Genomic DNA, 19,569 nt, shown 5'->3' on the forward strand with positions numbered 1-19,569 from the left:
CTTTATGATTTCCCAAGACTCCATAGAAGCCCTCAAAGCCAGACTTGATATTGTTGATGTTGTCGGTAGCTATATAGAACTGAAAAAGGCAGGAGGTAATTTTAAAGCACCTTGCCCTTTTCATGAGGAAAAATCTCCCTCTTTTGTAGTGAGTCCGCAAAAACAGATCTTTCACTGTTTTGGATGTTTGCCACCCTATCAAAAAATTATTACACCCAATGGTTATAAAGAGATCAAAGATATAAGTGTCGGAGATAAAGTTTTTGCTGCTAATGGAGTAGAAACTGAGGTTATTGAGACAGTTCACCATACAAGTGAGTTTGATATTCTTTCGTTTGTAACTTCACTGAGCGTAAAGCCATCATGTTTCACGCAAAATCATGATATGTTAGTTGTAAAAAAAGAAGATGCTATTGCAAAACTTCCCTATTTGCGAATTGAAAAAAAGAGACCGTTAAAGTTTTACGGTCGCATAAAGAAAACGCAACGAGAGTATGATTTGGCAATTAAAAGAGAATTTGCAAATAATATAAAAATTGGAGATTATTTTTTATATCCAATAAGCAGAGAATTGCGCCAAGATAAGTTTATGGATGTGTCAAATTTATGGGATAAAAAGCAGTTTGGACCCAATGTAGAGAAAATTGAGACTATTGAAATATCTGAAGATTTTATGTGGTTGGCAGGCTTTTATGTAGCAGAAGGAAGTACTTATAGAGGGGGGATTAAATTTTCTCTTTCGATAAAAGAACAGAAGTATGCTGATAATATTGTAAGAATAATTCAAAATATTTTTAATAAAGAGGCTAAACTTTTTTTCAGACAGAGCAGAAAAAATTCTTTGGAAGTTACGATATCAAGCACAAATTTGGAGCATATATTTCAGGCTCTATTTGGAAAAGGTGCCGAGAATAAACACTACCCATATTGGTTTAATTATCTTAAAACATCTCTAAGAGAAGCACTTTTAAAAGGGTTAATGGATGGTGATGGTTGTTACAGTAGAAGAACATATGATACCATCAGTGAGAGTTTAGCTGACCAGATTTTAGATTTGGGATTAAGTCTTAAACTTATTCCAACTTGTCGTATAACTGAATCGAAGCAAGATAAAAATGGTGTAAATCATAGAAAAAGTTATACACTCTATTTTAAACAAAGAGAATCTATAGAGGGATTTTTTGAGTATATTGATGGTATAGAGTATTTTTTTACAAAAGTTAGAGCAATTGAAAATATTGGGCATGAAGAAATAGTTTATGATATAACAGTCAAAGATAAGACTCATACATTTTTGGCAAATCATTTCGCAGTAGGAAACTGTGGAGCCGGCGGGGATGCGGTGAAGTTTGTGATGGAGTATGAAAAGCTGAACTATCCCGAAGCTTTGGAGAAACTGGCGGATTCTTACAACTTTACACTTACTTATACCGATAACAAACATAACAAACCACGTTCACAGGTTATGGACAAGCTCAATGAGTGGTACCAGTCACTTTTGACGAAAAACAAAACAGCCTTTTCCTATCTTCAAGAGCGGGGCATTTATGAAAACAGTATAGAAAAATTTGGTATCGGCTATGCACCTGATTCGAATGCAACGCTGAACTTTATCCGCTCACAGCAGTTTAGTATCAAAGAGGCAGTGGATATGGGTGTTGTCGGTTACAATCAAGAACGCAACCAGACCTATGCCCGTTTTATAGAACGAATAACCTTTCCGATTTTCTCTGCTAATGGCAGTATTGTCGGTTTTGGAGGCAGAACCATAACAGGACATCAGGCAAAATATGTCAACTCTCCCGAGACTGCTTTTTTTAACAAATCCCGTCTTTTGTATGCCTATCATCTGGCAAAACAGAGCCTGCATAAAAAGCAGGAAATCATCATAACAGAAGGTTATCTTGATGTTATAATGCTGCACCAGGCAGGATTTGACAATGCTGTGGCAACGCTGGGAACAGCTTTGACACATGATCATCTGCCCTTGCTGAGAAAAGGTTCTCCTCGTGTTGTCATGGCATATGACGGTGACAAGGCAGGGCGTGCAGCAGCACTCAAGGCTTCAAAACTTTTAAGTGCTTCGGGATTTAACGGTGGTGTTGTGGTATTTGATGGAGGAGTTGACCCTGCCGATATGGTCAAAGAGGGACGGGTTGAAGAGTTGAGCAGTATGTTTCGCAAAGCAAAACCTTTTATAGAGTTTGTACTAGATGAAATCCTTTCGCTTTATAATCTCAAAGACCCAAAAGAAAGAGAAGCATGTAGAGAAGATTGTGTTGGATATTTGAAAACTTTGTCTCCAAGTTTGCAAGAAGCATATAAACCAATTTTGGCAGCAAAATTAGGTGGTTTTGTTATTAAACCTTCTCTAATTAAAGTTTCTAATACAAATAGTATGGATACTAATAATATTAGAAAAGACTCTCACAGAGATATGTGGGAACTCTCTTTGATTAAAACTATTTTGGAAAAACCTGAGTATATTGAACAGGTTCTGGATGTTATTGATCCGAGTTTTTTGCAGTTTCACTCCTTTGAATTTTCGCTGGTACTGCAGGGAAAACAAGATACTCCCGAGATAATGGCTATTCGGGTAGATGAGACTATCACTCCGCTTCAAGATGAAGAGGCTTTAAATGCGGAACTGATTACCTTTTTGACAAGATACTATGAAAGAGAGTTGAAAAAGGTCAATATTGCTTCAAATATCAGTTTTGAAGAGAAAGCCTTTTATATCCGAAAATTCCGGGGAAAAATTGCAAAACTCAAAAGAGGGGAACTGGTCACACCGAATGATTGAGTGGGATTAAAGATTTTTTGTTATACTAAAGAAAACAGAAGGAACCCAAGATGGCAGGCGTACATTTCTCATTTGACAATTTTAAGAATTTACTGGATTTAAACATTGGTATATCGAATAGACTGGATGAAAACCGTGCTGAGAGTTTTACTCTGTTCTATTGCGATTTTTCAGGGATTGAACAGAGTGTGGTGGATGCTTCTTTAACGGAAATCCTGCGCTCATCAGATTCGATAGCAAATGACGGCGCGGATTACTTTTTTGTCCTTCCCTACACTGACAAATACGGAGCTGAAATTGTCAAAAAGATGTTTGATGAGTTTTTTGCAAAGTATCTGGACTCTTTTTTACTGAGCTACCCTGTAGACGGGGAAACAACAAAGGATATTCTTGAAAACATGCAAAACAGTGTCAGTAGGTTTTTCAAAAAAGAGTTGCACTGTTTAGATAGAATTACAAGAGACTATTAGAAACCTTTTTTTGTAAATTTATAATATTTGGAGTTTTTGTAAAAAGAGATTGCTTCGGATATTTTTTGCTCTTTGTATATTTTTTTATCGCACACCCATCTGCATTTTATTTTTGGGTTGTGCATCGCTTCAATATTTGACTTGGAAACTTTTGTGGCATATATGGTCTCTGCAACCACCAATACCGGAAAAAGTATAAAAAATATAATTTTCATATTTCTAATATCGACACTTCTTTAAAAATATTAAGGGCACCTCCAAATAAATATCTGACTTCATGGAACACTAAATGCTTTATTCTTTAAAATTCTTTTGAGAAGCCGAGGAGCAACGTGTGATTTCAGTAGATATAAAAAAAGAGACTTCTTCCTTATCTCCTTTAAATACAGCACTTCCGGAACAAGAAGAACCAACGATCTCTTTTGCATCCTTACTCAAAGGAGAGAAAGAATCAAACAGTAAAATTATGCAAAAAGGTTCATTGATTCTTGCATTAAAGGATGAAAAAGTTTCTGTTGGATCTGTCATAGACGCAGAAAGTTCAGAACTTGCTTCGCAAATAACAGCCAAAATGTCACAAGAGGATGTTAAAGTTTTGATAAAAGAGGCAAAAGAGTTTCTAAAAAACAAAATTGTGCAGAGTGAAGGGTACAAGAAAGCCGAGATTGATGCCTTGCCAAAAACACTGGGCGGTCTTGTAGAGCTTGCAAAAAAAACAGGGATTGAACTTTCAAAAATCACCTTGGAAGAGGTAAAAGATTTTGCACAGACAAAAGTAAAAACAATAACACAACAGAAATCCTCTCCTTTACAGATAAAGCAAGAAGCTGTACAAAAGCCAGAAGAAACTTCTTTTTCCCGGATAAAACAAGAAGCAGCACAAAAACCAGCACAAACTTCTTTGTCACAGATAAAACAAGAGCCAAAAGAAGAGGCAGGCATTTTAAATGAAGAGATACCGGTTCGCACCAAAGTAAAAAAAACAAAAGCAGATGTTGCAAAAGCTCAAGAGACAGAGGTGGCAGACGAAAGTTTGGAACTTGTAAAAAAAGAGATTGTTAAAAACAGGCAAGAGGTTAAACAAGAACAGAAACAGACCCCATTGTTTAAAGCGCAGAGCAGTGTTGCTGAAATTACGACGCAGCAAATTGTAGATACAAAAGTAAATACACTGACAATTGACAAAACTCCAAAACAAAAAGTTGATGACACATTGAAGCTTCTTCTGCGGGGAGAAAAAATCACAAAGAATGAATCAGGTCTTACGGCAGATTTTTCAGTGGCAACAGCAAAGGTTATGGTAGCACCGCATACTTCAAAAGAGACAGAAAAATCATTAGCGTCTCTTTTGCAAAACGACAAGAGCGAAGATGGCGCTGTACAGGCAAAGACAGATGGATTGAATATTGCAAAGGCAGACAGTTTTGAGGTAAAACTCAATGAAGCGAAACAGATGGTCAAATATCTGTCTCATGATGTAAAATCTGCAATTGAAGATTATAAGTCGCCGTTTACGCGTATCAAAGTTCAGTTAAATCCACAAAGACTGGGTGAGGTTGATCTGACGATAGTACAACGCGGAAAAAATCTTCATATAAATATCAGTTCAAACAATACTGCCATCAATACTCTGGCTATGAATGTACAGGACTTAAAAGTGCAATTACAAAATAATGGAATACAAAATGCTTTTTTAAATTTTAACAGTAATGCTCAAAGCGAAAACTCTCAAGCCGGACAGCAGGAACAGCAAAGACAAAACCAGCAAAAGGCTGATGACGAGTACAACTATTTTGAAACTCTGCAGAGCAATGAAGAAGTTTTAAGCTCATTGGAAATTGTAGTTCCATACTACGCATAAAGGATATATTATGACAATAGATACAACAGCAAATAATTCGGCACTCTCAGCAGCTACATCGTCTGACAATCCAAAAGGAACACTCGGGAAGGATGATTTTATGAAGCTGCTTTTGGTACAGCTTCAATACCAGGATCCCACGGAACCGACGGATACGGAAACCATATTGACACAGACTTCCCAGTTGGCCAGTCTTGAGTCGGCAGATAATACAAATGCAGCTTTGGAGAAGCTAACAGCTTCTTTGGGAAGTTCGCAACAGTTTTCGACTATTGCAGCGATAGGAAAAACTGCTGACCTTGGCAGTGATGCAATTGCTCATGACAAGGGAACAGAGACTACTTTTGAAGTTTATTTTCCAAATGCAGTCGAACAGGGTACGGTTTCTATTACAGATGCAGACGGAAATACTGTACAGACTTTGGATGTCGGAACAAACCCTTCAGGTGTGTATCAGTTTACATGGGATGGTACAGACACTGCGGGCAATCAGGCTGAGAGTGCCATTTATCATGTGAATGCACAGTATGTAGATGCAAATGGTGATACACAGCAAACACGCTTGGGAGCTTATCCTATAGAGTCTGTGCGATTTGACAATGGAAATACACTTGTAAAAGTCGGTTCAAATTATGTGCCGTTAGAGAGCATAAAAGAAGTTTACTAAAAGAAGGATTTGTTATGATGACGCAAGCATTTTATACGGGAATATCCGGCTTAAAAACATCTTCTGGTGGTATTGATGTTGTTTCAGATAATCTTGCAAATATTTCTACTGTCGGATTTCGTGCATATAATGCTGAATATTCAACACTTTTTGAAGACAGTTTAGCCAGCGCATCAAATAATCTTGCTCTGAACAACAGTATAGGTACTGGTGTGCAGATGCAGTCAACTTCTCTCTCCCTGGCACAGGGAACTTTGTCACTTTCTGACAGAAGTACAGATTTGGCTATTTTGGGTGATGGCTGGTTTGGAATTGAACAAGGCGGGGCACCACTCTATACCCGAGCGGGAGACTTTACTTTTGATGCAAACAGTGACCTTGTCACTACTGATGGGTACTATGTTCTTGGAACAATGGGAAATAATATCAGTGAAGATAACATACTTACACAAACACTTAATGAAGTTCCCTTAGGTGGTGTAAATGAGCAAGAAAAACTGCGTTTTCCAAAAACCCTCACATATCCTCCTGAACCAACAACACAAGTGAAATTCTTAGGAAATGTAGGTGTGGGTGCAGAAGGTTCAGAAGTGGTTACAATGGGAGCAAGTGTTATTGATCCTCAAAATAATCGTAATGAGTTACGTTTAGAATTTACAAAATCAGCAGTGCAAACCCCACCGGGAACACAATGGGACGTTACAGCAACAACGAAATCACTTGACGGGCAAATAACTTATGATACACAAACCGGAACAGTTGCATTTGATGAAACAGGTGCCCTCGTCTCATCCACATTAACAACTATAGACAATAATGGTACACCTGTCACCATTGATCTTGGTACAGCATATGATGGGGTTGTTTCAATCGACATACCTGTAGTACCTGGCTCTTCTGTGGCTGACGGAACAATAGGGGGAGAACTTGACGGATATGCAATCAATAAAAACGGTGAAGTAATCGCAACGTTTACAAATGGAAGACAGAGTAGTGTCGGACGTATAGCTGTATATCATTTTGTCAATGATCAGGGACTGGAGAGGATAACTGGTACCCGATTTGGAGTAAGTTCCAACAGTGGTGAACCAATCTTTTTTCAAGATGCCAATGGGCAAAATATAATTGGAACAGATATTATAAATTTCAGATTAGAAGGCTCCAACGTTGCAATGAGCGGGGGACTTACAGAACTTATAATTTTGCAGCGGGCATATGATGCAAATTCGAAATCTATTACTACAGCAGATCAAATGATGCAAAAAGCGCTCAATATGGATGCCTAAGTTTGCTTTGGAATGGCAATATAAAACTGGAACACTTTATGCTAGATTTTCTTATTGAAATAATTAAAAAAACATAATTGTTTTTGAGCTTCGTGCTGAGCGAAACCAAGTGTTAGCGTAGTTGTCAGGAGTACTCCTGATAATGTCATAAATAAGTGGACGGGGTTCCCTTAAATTTATGAAATAAATCAAAGGATAAGATATGTTAAAATCACTTTTCTCCGGGGTATCCGGACTGCAGTCTCATCAGGTTGCGATGGATGTAGAATCAAATAATATCGCCAATGTCAATACAGTAGGCTTTAAATACTCCCGTGCAAACTTTTCAGATCTTTTGGCACAGACAAAAGCCATAGCAACGGCACCTCAGGGACAGCTTGGCGGAAAAAATCCTGTTCAGGTGGGGCTTGGTTCAACGGTCAGTTCAATGACACGTATTTTTTCACAGGGTTCTATCCAAAACTCTGATAAAAATACAGATGTTGCAATTCAGGGAGATGGTTTTTTCATTATATCACCTGATGCCGGGAACACATATAAATATACACGTGCTGGAGATTTTAAGTTTGATGCAGGTGGAAATTTTGTTGACAATAACGGCTTTATAGCACAGGGATGGCTGCGTGATCCGGTTACCGGAAAAGTAGATTCCACTGCACCGATTGAAAATATCAATATTCCACCAGGATTGACAACACCGGCAAGTCCAACCTCAGAAGTTGTTTTAAAAGCAAATCTCAATTCAGGACCTTTGGTTGAGAGTTACTCCCGTGCTTATCAAATTGATGATGCCGGAGTTGTGAGTGATTACAATGGAAATACAACTGGTGTAAATTCCGGGGATGTCGGTTCTATGTTTAACAGTAACGGAGAGGCTTTTTCTTTACAAAACGGGCAGGGTATAACAATTGATTACGGTGATGGAACTGTACAGACATACGAATACCAGTCAGACGGTACAGGGGACTTTCAGTCATTAAAAGACCTGAGGGACAAAATAAAAGCAGATGTGAATCTTGTGTCACCTAACGCAACAGTTGTTGTAGATGATCAGGGGAAAATAAAAATTGACAACTCAGCTGCCGGTGGTGCTGCTTTGAATATTACAGTAGAACCACTCCTGGCTGGTGGAGTAACTGAAAATACACGCTTTTTGACGACAATGAGTGCCTTGGAAGGGAGTCTGCCAAATGTTACAGGAGCCGTTGCTTTTTCTCAGGACTTTAATGCCGCTACGCATTCAAGTTCTATAGATATATTTGATTCACTGGGTACCAAGCATACCCTTCGAACCGAATTTAGAAAGGTTTCTGCAAGCAAATGGAATATGACAATCACAGTACCTGAACCTTCAACGATAAGTACATCAGCTCCTACAAATCAGGTAAATGGTTCGATAACATTTAATACAGACGGCTCTCTCAGTACCTATGATCCGACAAGCGTTTCTTTTACCGGAAACAATGGTTCTGCTCCAAATCAGACCGTGAAGCTCTCTTTCGGTACTCCTAATAATTTTGACGGGATGACATCATTTGACAGTAAAAGTGCTACATCCGGAATTTCCCAAGACGGTTTTACAGGAGGCGATTTGATTGGAATCAGAATTGATCAAAGCGGTACTCTGATTGGTTCATTTTCAAACGGTCGTTCTTTCGGTCTGGCACAAATTGCTATGGCGAAATTTACAAACAATGAAGGATTGGCTACAGAAGGTGGCAATGTTTATAATCAGACAGCCAACTCCGGTGATCCTATCATAGGAACGGCTGCGACTGCCGGGCGTGGATTTATTCAAAGTTCTGCATTGGAAGCATCAAATGTTGATCTTTCACGAGCACTTACACAGCTTATTATCATTCAGCGTGGTTTTCAGGCAAACGGAAAGACAATTACCACGTCTGATCAGCTTCTGCAAACGCTTATAGGACTGAAACAATAAGCAGTTTAAAAATTCAGTGAGAGCCTGGGTTCCAAAATAATGGAAGTTTTAACCTGGGCTAAAAATAGTGTATAATTCATTTAATAAAATTGAAGGAATTATAGATATGCAATTCTCAGCCCCACTCAAATCAAACTCAAAAAAAATCATGTTACTCGGTTCCGGTGAACTTGGCAAAGAAGTCATCATAGAAGCACAGCGTCTGGGACTTGAAACCATAGCCGTTGACAGATATGAAAATGCGCCTGCCCATCAGGTGGCACACCGTTCTCATGTTGTCAATATGCTTGATAAAGATGCCCTTTTGGAAATTATTTATCGTGAAAAACCCGATTATATTTTGCCGGAAATTGAAGCTATCAATATTGATGCGCTTTTTGCAGCAGAAGACAGAGGCTATAACGTCATTCCAAATGCCAATGCCGTCAGTAAAACGATGAACAGAAAAAATATTCGTACTTTTGCGGCAGAGGTTTTAGGGCTTAAAACCGGACCGTATAAGTTCGTAACTACACAGGAAGGTATGCTTGAAGCGGCACGTGAACTTGGATTTCCCTGTGTGATAAAACCGGTGATGAGCTCAAGCGGACATGGACAGAGTATAGCAAAAAGTGAAGCAGATATTCCTGCCTCATGGGAAGAAGCAAAAGAAGCGCGAGGTGACGCGAGTGAATTAATCGTTGAAGCTTTTGTTGATTTTGATTATGAGATTACAATGCTGACGGCTCGTAACGGCAAAGAGACTGTTTTTTGTGAGCCTATCGGGCATGAGCAGCGCGATGGAGATTATGTTTTTTCCTGGCAGCCGATGCAGATGAGCGAGACTGCCAAAGAGAAAGCGCAAAAAATGGCAAAAGAGATTACAGATGGTCTTGGCGGGCAGGGGCTTTTTGGTGTTGAACTTTTCATCAAAGGCGATGAGGTTTATTTCTCCGAAGTTTCTCCGCGTCCGCATGATACAGGGATGGTAACACTTATAACACAAAGCCAGAGTGAATTTGCCCTGCATCTGCGTGCTGTGTTGGGACTGCCGCTCGGATTTACTTTTTACGGTGAAGGCGCATCTGCGGCATTCAAAAGTGAAAAAGAGAGCTTTGCACCTGTTGTTGATGTGGATGAGAGCCTTTTTAGTGACAACTCTTATGTCAGAGTGTTTGGAAAGCCAGAAGCCCATAAAGGGCGCCGCTTGGCTGTAGCGCTTGTTTTTGACAAAGTAGACGCGGCACTTGAAAAAGCGCGTGAACTTATTACAAAAATAAGAGACATCTAAATGCAAAGCCGTACAATAGTTTTACTTGACACATTAACCTTTGGCGATACAGATCTGTCCTGTTTTGACAAGTTGGGAAGCGTAACAGCATACAAAACAACATCACCGCAGGAGACACTTGAACGTATTACGGATGCAGAAGTTATAGTAACAAACAAAGTTGTGATAACAAAAGAGCATATGCAGCATGCAAAAAACCTCAAACTGATTTGTGTTGCGGCAACAGGGATGAACAATGTTGACCTTGAGGCTGCAAAAGAGTTTGGCATTGCAGTAAAAAATGTGGCCGGATACTCTACCGACTCTGTTATCCAGCACACATTTTCCATGCTTTTTTATCTCATAGGCCATTCACGCTACTATGATGAAGTTGTCAAAAGCGGTGCCTACTCCAAGAGTGCTCTGTTTACCGATGTAAGCCATCCGTTTTTTGAGATAAAAGGAAAAAAATGGGGCATCATCGGTCTGGGTGAAATAGGCAGAGGTGTTGCTGATATTGCCAAATGTTTCGGTGCGGATGTCTGTTACTACTCGACAAGCGGGGTAAACCGCAGTGAAGATTTTCAAAGAACAAATCTTGACGAGCTTTTAAAAACCTGCGATATTATCACTGTGCACGCACCACTTAATGATAAAACAAAAAACCTTTTAGACTATGAAAAACTCCTTACATGTAAAGAGGGCGCAGTGGTACTGAACCTCGGACGTGGCGGAATCATTAACGAGTCCGCAGTTGCCAGACTTGTGGATGAAAAAAACATTTTCTTCGGACTCGATGTCTTTGAAAAAGAACCCCTGTCACAGGAAAATCCGCTTTTACATGTAAAGAACAAAGAGAGGCTCTATATGACACCACACATTGCCTGGACATCGGTTGAAGCCAGAGAAAAGCTCATACAGAGTGTATGTGAGAATATACAATGATTACAGATGTATTGATTATTGGAGCAGGTGGCGCAGGACTTACAGCGGCTCTTGCTGCCAAGGATGCCGGTGCAAGTGTACGTGTGCTTACAAAAGAGTACCCGACAAGAAGCCAGACCTGTATGGCGCAGGGCGGCATGAACGCAGCTTTGGGGAATGTGAGTCCGGACTCTGTAGAAGAGCATATTCAAAACACGCTGAAATCTGCACACGGACAAGCAAACGAAGAAGCTGTGCGTTACATGTGCAGCGAAGCGCCCAATGCAATAGAGTGGCTTGATGAAATCGGTGTCTGTTTTTCCCGTACACCCGATGGAAAAATTGCACAAAGAAAGCTTGGAGGGGCATCCGCTCCGAGAGCCTGTTATGCGCAGGATTATACAGGATTAAAAATACTCCATACGCTGTATGAGCGCTGTTTGAAAGAAGATATCGAAATACATAATGAACGTTATTTACTTGATTTACTTACAAAAGAAGACGGCAGCATCTGTGGAGCATTAATTTTAAACATCAGAAGCGGAGAATTGGAACACCATTTTGCAAAAAGTGTTGTTTTGGCATCAGGAGGCTACTCCCGCATATATGACAAATACTCTACAAACTCAACAGCTTCTACAGGAGACGGTATTGCGGCAGCTGCAAGAATCGGTGCAAAACTTCTGGGTATGGAGTTTGTGCAGTTTCATCCGACAGGATTGAAAAACTCTTCTATCCTTATCAGTGAGAGTGCCAGAGGAGAAGGCGGATATCTGCTTAATTCCAAGGGAGAGCGTTTTGTAAACGAGCTTGCACCAAGAGATGAAGTCAGTCGTGCCATCAACGAGCAAATCTTAGCAGGTGAAGAGGTCTTTTTGGATATTCGGCACTTGGGAGAAGCGTTTATAGACGAAAATCTGCCACAGGAGAGAAAGCTGGCACTTTTGTATGAAAAGGTAGACCCTGTCAAAGATTTGATTCCCATAAAAGCAGTCGCACACTATACCATGGGCGGTATAGAAGTTGATAACAAATCACAAACAAGTGTGAGCGGTTTGTTTGCCTGTGGTGAGTGTGCAAACCATAAAGTCCATGGTGCAAACCGTTTGGGTGGAAACTCTTTGCTTGAGATTATAGTCTTTGGTCGTGAAGCCGGTAAAAGTGCAGCACACTATACTTTTTGTGATGATAAAAGCAAAAATGAATTGAATTGTAAAAAAGAGACAAATTTTCTTGACAAGCTGAAAAGTTTTAGCAATGAAATAGATTTTTATGAAAAACGTTCCTATGTAGGAGAACTTTTTTATAAAAAAGTGGGCATTATAAGAAAAGAGAGTGAACTCTTAGAGGCGCAAAAAGAGATACAGCTGCTAAAAGAACAACTGCCTCTTATGGGTGTAAAAGATACCAGTAAAGTGTACAATACCAATCTTGTAGAGTTTATAGAATTTAGAAATATGCTTGATGTCTGTGAAGCAGTAGTGAGTGCTGCGTTAGAGAGAAAAGAGAGCTGTGGCGCTCATTTTGTGGCAGAGGGATAATAATTAAAAATTCTTAGACTTGAGTCTTTAAAGACACAAAGCCCGCACTAAAGTACGGGTTCCGAAAAAGAGGAGTAACCTGATGAAAATAAGTATAAAAAGAGATTTTGATTTTATAGAATATAATGTAGATATGCAAGATGCAACGCTCCTTGAAGTAATAGAGACCATTAAAACCGAACAAGACAGCTCTTTAGCCTACAGCAGCGGATGCAGAAGCAGTGTCTGCGGCAGCTGTTCGATGCGTGTGAATGAAAAAGAGGTGCTTGCCTGTGCCTATAAAGTGCAAGACGGGGATGTTGTTGAACCGCTCAAAAATGTAGAAGTCATACGGGATCTGGTTGTCAATATGGACAAAGCGCTTGCAACGAAAAAACGTGCAAAAACATGGCTGCAAACATATAACAAAGAGGCAAAACTCACGCATGAAGATGAAAAAACAAATGCTTTGCAGAGTGACTGTATTTTATGCGGTTCCTGTTATTCTGCCTGTCCGGTTTACGCTGTCAACGAAGCATTTTTAGGCCCTTTTGCACTCACGGGTGTTTGGAAATATGTGAGTGACAAACGCGAAGCTGCACCGGAAGAAAAAATCGAGACAATTCAGAAAAACGGTGTCTGGGACTGTACTCTGTGCAATGAGTGTACTTTGGTTTGTCCGCAAAATATCTCTTCAAAAGCAGATATAGAAAAACTCCGCATGCGTTCGAGTATGGCAGGATACAGTGACCCGAATTTTGCGCAAAACTTCGGTGGAGGCCTCTCATTTTAACAAAATATGCTAAAATGTGCAGCTTAAAATAAAACAGATGGATGTAAAAATATGTTTAGTTGTAAAAGTCAGAAGCAAAGATTAGAGAATAAAAACTTTAGGATTCTTATTGTTGAAGATTCTCGGGTTATTAACAACACCTTGACTTCAAGGTTACAGGAGAAGGGTTTTAATTGTCTGCAAAGTTATGATCTTGCAACGGCACGTGATATTTTGCAAAACAATGACATTACGCTTGTGATATTAGATTTGCATCTCCCTGACGGCGAAGGTGAAGATCTGATTGAAGAGATAAAAGAAGCAAACAAAGCAACAAAAATTGTAATTTTTACATCTGAGAATGATCTTTTACGAAGAGATGAACTTTTTCGGCTTGGTATTTTAGACTATTTGCTCAAAGGTAAAAATGCCAATTTAACGGTAAAAGAAATTTTAAATATTATACAAAGCATACAAATCAATCCTGGTTATACACTACTGATAGTAGACGATTCCCGTGTAATAAGAAAAATGATGCAGAAAATTTTGTCTTCGTGTGGATATACTATCATTGAAGCAAAAAACGGCGCTGAAGCTATTGAAAAAGTAAAAGAAACAAATGTTGACTTGATGCTGCTTGATATGCAAATGCCTGATATGAGTGGTTTGGACGCTTTAAAGCAGATAAAGCAGGATGAAAAAAATTTCCATCTTCCTGTATTTATGATTTCGAGTACTTTAGATATAGAAGTAATGCGTGATGCCTATAAAGCAGGTGTGCTTGATTATTTTAAAAAGCCTTTTTCTCCTGAAGAGTTGAAACTCAAAGTGGAACAGGTGATTCGACAAAAGCAGATTGAGACGGATTTACAGTGTACCTTAAGGGTAAGTGAAGTGTGCAGCACTCTTTTGAATGAGTTTTATGCGAGCGCAATATTTTATGCAGATCTCAAACTGAAACAGACAAATGAAAAGTTCCAAAATGAATTTGGCAAAGATATATCAAATATGACACAGGCTTTTGAAAGATTTGATATACGACTGATGGAAGATATTATAATGAGTATGAAAAATCGTAAAAATTATAGTACTGTCATTAAGGATAAGGAAAACCAAACATATCTTGTGAAACTGCTTCCTGTAGAACAGCATGAGTTTTTAATGATTTTTGAGAAGCTTACAAAAGTTTAATCTTCAGTTTAATCTTCTTGGAACTGCTCATAAATAGTTTTTACTTTTTCAATATTTTCTAAAAAAAGCTCAACAATTTTTGGGTCAAAATGTGCCTCTTTTTCCTCTTTCAATAAGCTTAAAGCCTTCTCAAAACTCCATGCCTCTTTATAGGGACGCTTGGATGTAAGTGCATCAAAAACATCAGCGACGGCCACTATACGACCATAAAGAGGAATCTCTTCTCCTTGCAGTCCTTTAGGGTATCCTTTACCATTGTATTTTTCATGATGGCTTGCCGCTATGACCTCTCCGGCTTGCAAAAATTCATTTTTCTTTCCGTGTAAAATGTTTGCGCCGATAAGAGAGTGCGCTTGCATTTTTTGAAATTCATCCGGTGTTAATTTTCCGGCTTTGAGCAAAATGGCATCATCAATGCCGATTTTTCCTATGTCATGCAGAGGTGCTGCATAGTATATGATGTTTTGTTCTTTTTCACTTAGTCCATATGCTTCGGCCAAAAGTTTTGAGTAGTGAGCGACACGAGAGATGTGACTTGCAGTTTCGGGGTCTTTGTATTCTGCCGCTTTAGAAAGGACTTCGAGTGCTTCATACTCACTCTGTTGCAATGCAGCGGTTGCTTCTTTAACTTTTATTGAGAGTTTTTCATTAAAATCTTTGGTGAGGTTCAAAGAAGTCTTAATAGCAAGAATATTATGTAGACGCAGTTTAAAAACTACAGGAGAAATTGGTTTGACTAAAAAGTCCGTAACACCGATTTGCAGTGCTTTATGCATCATCTCATTATCATTATTTGCGGTAATCATAATGCTTACCAAATCAGGATGTTCTTTCTTTGCTTCTTCTAAAAGTGTGATTCCGTTAATACCAGGCATATTAAAGTCAGTAATAAGTGCATCAACAGGATGGTTTTGTAAATATTCTAAAGCTTGTGTAGAATTACTGAAGCTGGAGACATTTTTATAGCCTTCGTTTTGTAAAATGTTTTCCAACAGCATCAGATTGACAATTTCATCATCAACGATAAGTATATTTAATTTATTTTGCATTTGCTAAAGTACCTTTAAGTGAAGTGACATAGTCATCTATGGTTTGAAAGATGTCATTATAACGAACTTCAATATTGTTTTTTATATTTTTTTCTATCTCCTGCATGAAAGTACTGATTTCATCTAAAGAGAGCGTTCCTGCACTTCCCTTGATTTTATGGGCTGTGTCGAGTATGCGTTGTGTGTCATTCTCTTTTATAGCCTCTTTGAGCTCAGTGAGTGAAGTTTCTACATTTTGTGTAAATGCTCTAAGGAGTTTTATAATGACTGCCTCATCAAGTTCTAAGCGCATTTTGTTTTTTTGCAGTAACTCTGCAAAATCAAAGGCTTTTTGTTGTTGGGATGGAGCATACTTGAGAATGATGTTGTCAAGTTCTACTGCTTTAATCGGTTTTGCTATATAATCATCCATGCCTACTGCCAGAAATCTCTCCTTGTCGCCTTTGAGCGCATTGGCAGTCAACGCGATAATAGGAATGTGCTGTGACAGTTTTTTTCGTATCATTTTTGTTGCATCCAAGCCATTCATTTTTGGCATATTGACATCCATAAATATCATATCATAGTGAGAAGTAGTGGCTTTTTGTACGGCTTCTTCTCCATCATGTGCAAACTCATACACAATGTTTTCATGTTTTTCAAGCAGTGATTCAATAAGCATGCGGTTGATATCATAATCTTCTGCAACAAGAATTTTCAGCGTTTGTGTCAAGAGTCGTTTTACCTCTTGGTGTTGCGATGTATGGTTTTGCATTTTAGAGAGGAGAAAATTATAGAGGTTTGAGCTGAAGGATTCATCAAATGTCAAGTCAACACAATCAAGATGCTCATTGTTACATGTATCGCTTATACAAACAATTTGCTCCCGTGGAAGAATGCTTCGTGCCTGCATCCCTTTTTCTGTATCAAGCGTCAAGATAATGCTGTTTGGCGAGAGTTTGGAAAGAAAATCCTCCTCTTTTTCGATATGTTTATAGTTTAAATGAAAAGATGCCAGCGTCTCGTCTATTTTTTGTATAATGAGGTGATTTGTATCTCCAATGATTAAGAGTTCATAATCCGTTAAAAGTTTGCTGAGTGTTGTGCTGTTTTGGCATTTTTCAAATTCAAGATCAAAGAAAAATGTTGTTCCTTTGCCTTCTTGGGATCGTACTTCTAATTTGCCACCAAAGAGTTTAACCAAATCGGCACTGATAGTCAGACCAAGTCCGGTACCACCGAATTTACGGGTTGTAGAGTCATCAGCCTGTGAAAACGGCTTAAAGATTGTCTGCAGTTTTTCTTTTGGTATGCCTATGCCGGTATCGCTGATGCTGAAGCGGATGGTTTGAAACTGCTCATTTGCTTTGATTACTTCTGTTTTAAAGAGTACCTCTCCGTTTTGTGGGGTAAATTTAATGGCATTTGAAAGAAGGTTTGTAATGACTTGTCTCAGTCGTGTCGGATCACTGAGTATGCATTCAAACATCTTTATATCAAAGTGATGCTGATATACCAGAGATTTTTGCTCCGCAAGTGATTTGAGAAGTTCATAGGTGGTAGAAAACTCTACATAAGGGTTTATCTCAATATATTCAAGTTCTATTTTATTGTTTGCAATTTTGGACGAATCAAGTATATCATTAATGATACTTAAAAGTGTCTGCGTAGAACTGTTGATGATATCTACATATTTTTTTTGCGTATCTGAGAGCTCGGTGCTTTGAAGAAGTTCTGCAAATCCAAGAATACCGTTCATAGGCGTTCGTATTTCATGACTCATATTTGCCAAAAACATTGCCTGCGCTATTTCTGCTTTTTGGGCTTTTTGTTTTGCCTGTTCGAGTTCGGTGATGTCATTGAATGTGTGAATCACATACGTTGTTTCATCGTCATAGACAACTTCACGGGATTTTACATTATATATGCGTTCTTGATGGTTTGCGTCCAACATCAAGGCTAAATGAAGCTTGTATGGCTCTTTGAGTATAGGGTCATACCACATTTTCGGTCTTTTTTCTTTTTTCAGATACCCCTCTTTTTCGATAAAAAGATCACAAATGCACTCATGCCAACTTACAAAACTCTCCAGATCCTCATATCCAAAAGTTCTATAAAAGGCCTGATTCATTTTGTCAATTTTGTTGTTTTTTGTAACTATGACTATGTTTTCTTCGTTATCCAGAAGCATATTGGTGAATTTAAGTTGGTTTTCATAGGCCTTTTTACTCGTAACAAGATCTGTAATATCTTCCCTGATTGCCATATACTCTGTTATGTTGTGCTCTTGATCAAAAATTGGAAATATATGTGATTTTACATAGTAAATAGAGCCGTCTTTTGCTCTGTTTGCAAGATTTCCATGCCAGACATTTCCTTTTTTTATGGTCTGCCACATCTCTTTAAAAATCTGTGCATCGGTAAGCGGATTTCGTATAATATTATGGTTTTTTCCAAGAAGTTCACTCTTTTTGTAGCCACTTATCTTTTCAAACTCTTCATTAACATAGGTGATTTTTCCTTGCAGGTCAGTTCTGGAAATAATAATGACGCTGTTAATGGCTTCCAGAAATTCATTGAGTTTGAATTTTGTTGTATCAAACTCTTTTTGCTGTTGCTGCAGGTTTTTGGAAACATAGTCTATAAGGTGCAAGGTCGCACTCTCTGTCAGTCTGCTTGGCTGTGTAAACTCTTTATGGATGATAGGTGTTTTTTTGAAATGTTTTGTTCCTTTTTCATTGAGAAAAAGAAGGGTATTTGTCATATTGAGCATCATTTGGTGTTGCGCATCAGTATAAAACTCCCCATAGGTAAAAAAACCGGCAGTAGGAGCTAACTGTGATATGCGAATAAATGTTTTTTCCAATTCAAATGATAAAAACTGTTTTCTTCCGGCACAAGAGTAGATGAAAGCCGCTTGAAATTCTTTATTTGTCAAATCACTTTTTTCTGCAGGGTCGTAATGATTCACAACTCTTGAGCTTCCTAAACCAAAGTGTACTTTATCTCCCTCTTGCAATTTTCCGGCATAGATTATACTGCCATCTTCAAGTACATTTATCATTGATCTGGCAATAAGAACACCATTTTCCTGCTTTAACAGAGGAAATTCTGAGGCTGATGCCGGCATATTTTGAATGACTTCTTGGCCTAAAACTTCACCATAGAGCATCTTGATGGGCTTGTTGTTTATTTCATAAACTCTGTTTCCTTCTGCTTTTGTAATGATAAACGGTGGACCAACGGCTCTCCAACCTAAATTATAATCATTGGTGACTTCAAGGGCATCTCCATGCAGGGCAACAGCAACGGTTCCTGTATTGTAAATTTTATTTTGATAAATGACAAAGGTATGTGAAAAAGTAAGCAGATCTCCTGCCATTCCTCCGGCAATGATAATATTTTTATTGTTATGTGCATTAAATCCACAGAGGTACTCTTCTCCTAGATGTGACAAGCCCTCAACAAAGGAAATAACACACTTTGTGTCATCTTTGAGAAGTTTTTTTGCAACCTTTTCACCAAGTTTGTAAGAATCTTTTTCGTCTATATAAACTGCATCAAGTGTTGTTTTTTCAAAAACAGAGATACTCAAAATTACATGTTTTTCCAACATCTGGCATTCAAGTATTTCACCTGCTGTGGAAGCACCTATCAGTTTGGCATTTGGAAGAATTGCACAGACATCATTTGCAATCGTTTCAACCTCTTCTGTATCTTCTATCGAGGTAAACATTTGGATTAAAATTGTATCACTGAAAAGATGCACATCGTTGACATGTAAATACTCGAGGAACTCTTTCTTGGAGGTATATTTATAGTTAAGCTGTTTCATAAGGTTTTTTCATAAATTTTT

Annotated in this window: 14 protein-coding genes; 11 read left to right on the plus strand and 3 right to left on the minus strand. The window is 38.6% G+C overall.

Going from position 1 to position 19,569, the window contains the following annotated elements; translation table 11 throughout:
* Nucleotides 1-4: 4 nt before the first annotated feature.
* Both dnaG and FJR45_RS00170 read left to right on the plus strand, forming a co-directional pair.
* Complete coding sequence (gene dnaG / locus FJR45_RS00165; RefSeq protein WP_430739309.1) at nt 5-2,803, plus strand: DNA primase; 2,799 nt, start codon at nt 5-7, stop codon at nt 2,801-2,803.
* 50 nt (nt 2,804-2,853) lie between these two features.
* Nucleotides 2,854-3,273 (plus strand): hypothetical protein, encoded by a 420-nt coding sequence (locus FJR45_RS00170; protein WP_193150816.1) that lies wholly within the window; start codon nt 2,854-2,856, stop codon nt 3,271-3,273.
* Here FJR45_RS00170 and FJR45_RS00175 read toward each other — a convergent pair.
* The gene (locus FJR45_RS00175; RefSeq protein ID WP_193150817.1) at nt 3,270-3,488 is read right to left on the minus strand and encodes a hypothetical protein; all 219 of its coding nucleotides are present in this window, start codon (nt 3,486-3,488) and stop codon (nt 3,270-3,272) included. The two genes, FJR45_RS00170 and FJR45_RS00175, sit on opposite strands and share 4 nt — an antisense overlap.
* 119 nt (nt 3,489-3,607) lie before the next feature.
* Between FJR45_RS00175 and FJR45_RS00180 the strand changes: the two genes are divergently transcribed.
* The 9 genes from FJR45_RS00180 (at nt 3,608) to FJR45_RS00220 (ending at nt 14,685) form a co-directional block, all read left to right on the plus strand.
* A complete protein-coding gene (locus FJR45_RS00180; protein WP_193150818.1) occupies nt 3,608-5,134 on the plus strand; it encodes a flagellar hook-length control protein FliK in 1,527 nt (508 codons plus the stop codon).
* Between the two features lie 10 nt (nt 5,135-5,144).
* Nucleotides 5,145-5,801, plus strand: a complete 657-nt coding sequence (locus FJR45_RS00185; RefSeq protein WP_193150819.1) for a FlgD immunoglobulin-like domain containing protein — start codon at nt 5,145-5,147, stop codon at nt 5,799-5,801.
* A gap of 14 nt (nt 5,802-5,815) precedes the next feature.
* Nucleotides 5,816-7,087 (plus strand): flagellar hook protein FlgE, encoded by a 1,272-nt coding sequence (locus FJR45_RS00190; RefSeq protein ID WP_193150820.1) that lies wholly within the window; start codon nt 5,816-5,818, stop codon nt 7,085-7,087.
* Between the two features lie 202 nt (nt 7,088-7,289).
* Nucleotides 7,290-9,029: a flagellar hook-basal body complex protein gene (locus FJR45_RS00195; RefSeq protein WP_193150821.1), complete on the plus strand. Its 1,740-nt coding sequence runs from the start codon at nt 7,290-7,292 to the stop codon at nt 9,027-9,029.
* 106 nt (nt 9,030-9,135) lie between these two features.
* Nucleotides 9,136-10,299, plus strand: coding sequence for a formate-dependent phosphoribosylglycinamide formyltransferase (gene purT / locus FJR45_RS00200; RefSeq protein WP_193150822.1), 1,164 nt, complete (start codon nt 9,136-9,138; stop codon nt 10,297-10,299).
* Nucleotides 10,300-11,223, plus strand: coding sequence for a D-2-hydroxyacid dehydrogenase (locus tag FJR45_RS00205; protein WP_193150823.1), 924 nt, complete (start codon nt 10,300-10,302; stop codon nt 11,221-11,223).
* Nucleotides 11,220-12,743, plus strand: coding sequence for an FAD-binding protein (locus FJR45_RS00210; RefSeq protein WP_193150824.1), 1,524 nt, complete (start codon nt 11,220-11,222; stop codon nt 12,741-12,743). Before FJR45_RS00205 ends, FJR45_RS00210 begins: the two co-directional genes overlap by 4 nt.
* An 82-nt stretch (nt 12,744-12,825) precedes the next feature.
* Nucleotides 12,826-13,515, plus strand: coding sequence for a succinate dehydrogenase/fumarate reductase iron-sulfur subunit (locus FJR45_RS00215; RefSeq protein WP_193150825.1), 690 nt, complete (start codon nt 12,826-12,828; stop codon nt 13,513-13,515).
* 51 nt (nt 13,516-13,566) lie between these two features.
* Entirely contained in the window at nt 13,567-14,685 is a 1,119-nt protein-coding gene (locus FJR45_RS00220) for a response regulator (protein ID WP_193150826.1), read from the plus strand.
* Between the two features lie 8 nt (nt 14,686-14,693).
* On the opposite strand, the gene FJR45_RS00225 is transcribed toward FJR45_RS00220, so the two are convergent.
* Nucleotides 14,694-15,734, minus strand: coding sequence for an HD domain-containing phosphohydrolase (locus tag FJR45_RS00225; RefSeq protein WP_193150827.1), 1,041 nt, complete (start codon nt 15,732-15,734; stop codon nt 14,694-14,696).
* On the minus strand, nt 15,724-19,548 hold the full coding sequence (locus FJR45_RS00230; protein ID WP_193150828.1) for an FIST N-terminal domain-containing protein: 3,825 nt from the start codon (nt 19,546-19,548) through the stop codon (nt 15,724-15,726). The genes FJR45_RS00225 and FJR45_RS00230 overlap by 11 nt, the downstream gene beginning before the upstream one ends.
* Nucleotides 19,549-19,569: the final 21 nt, after the last annotated feature.

Source organism: Sulfurimonas sediminis, assembly GCF_014905115.1.
Taxonomy (GTDB): Bacteria; Campylobacterota; Campylobacteria; order Campylobacterales; family Sulfurimonadaceae; genus Sulfurimonas; species Sulfurimonas sediminis.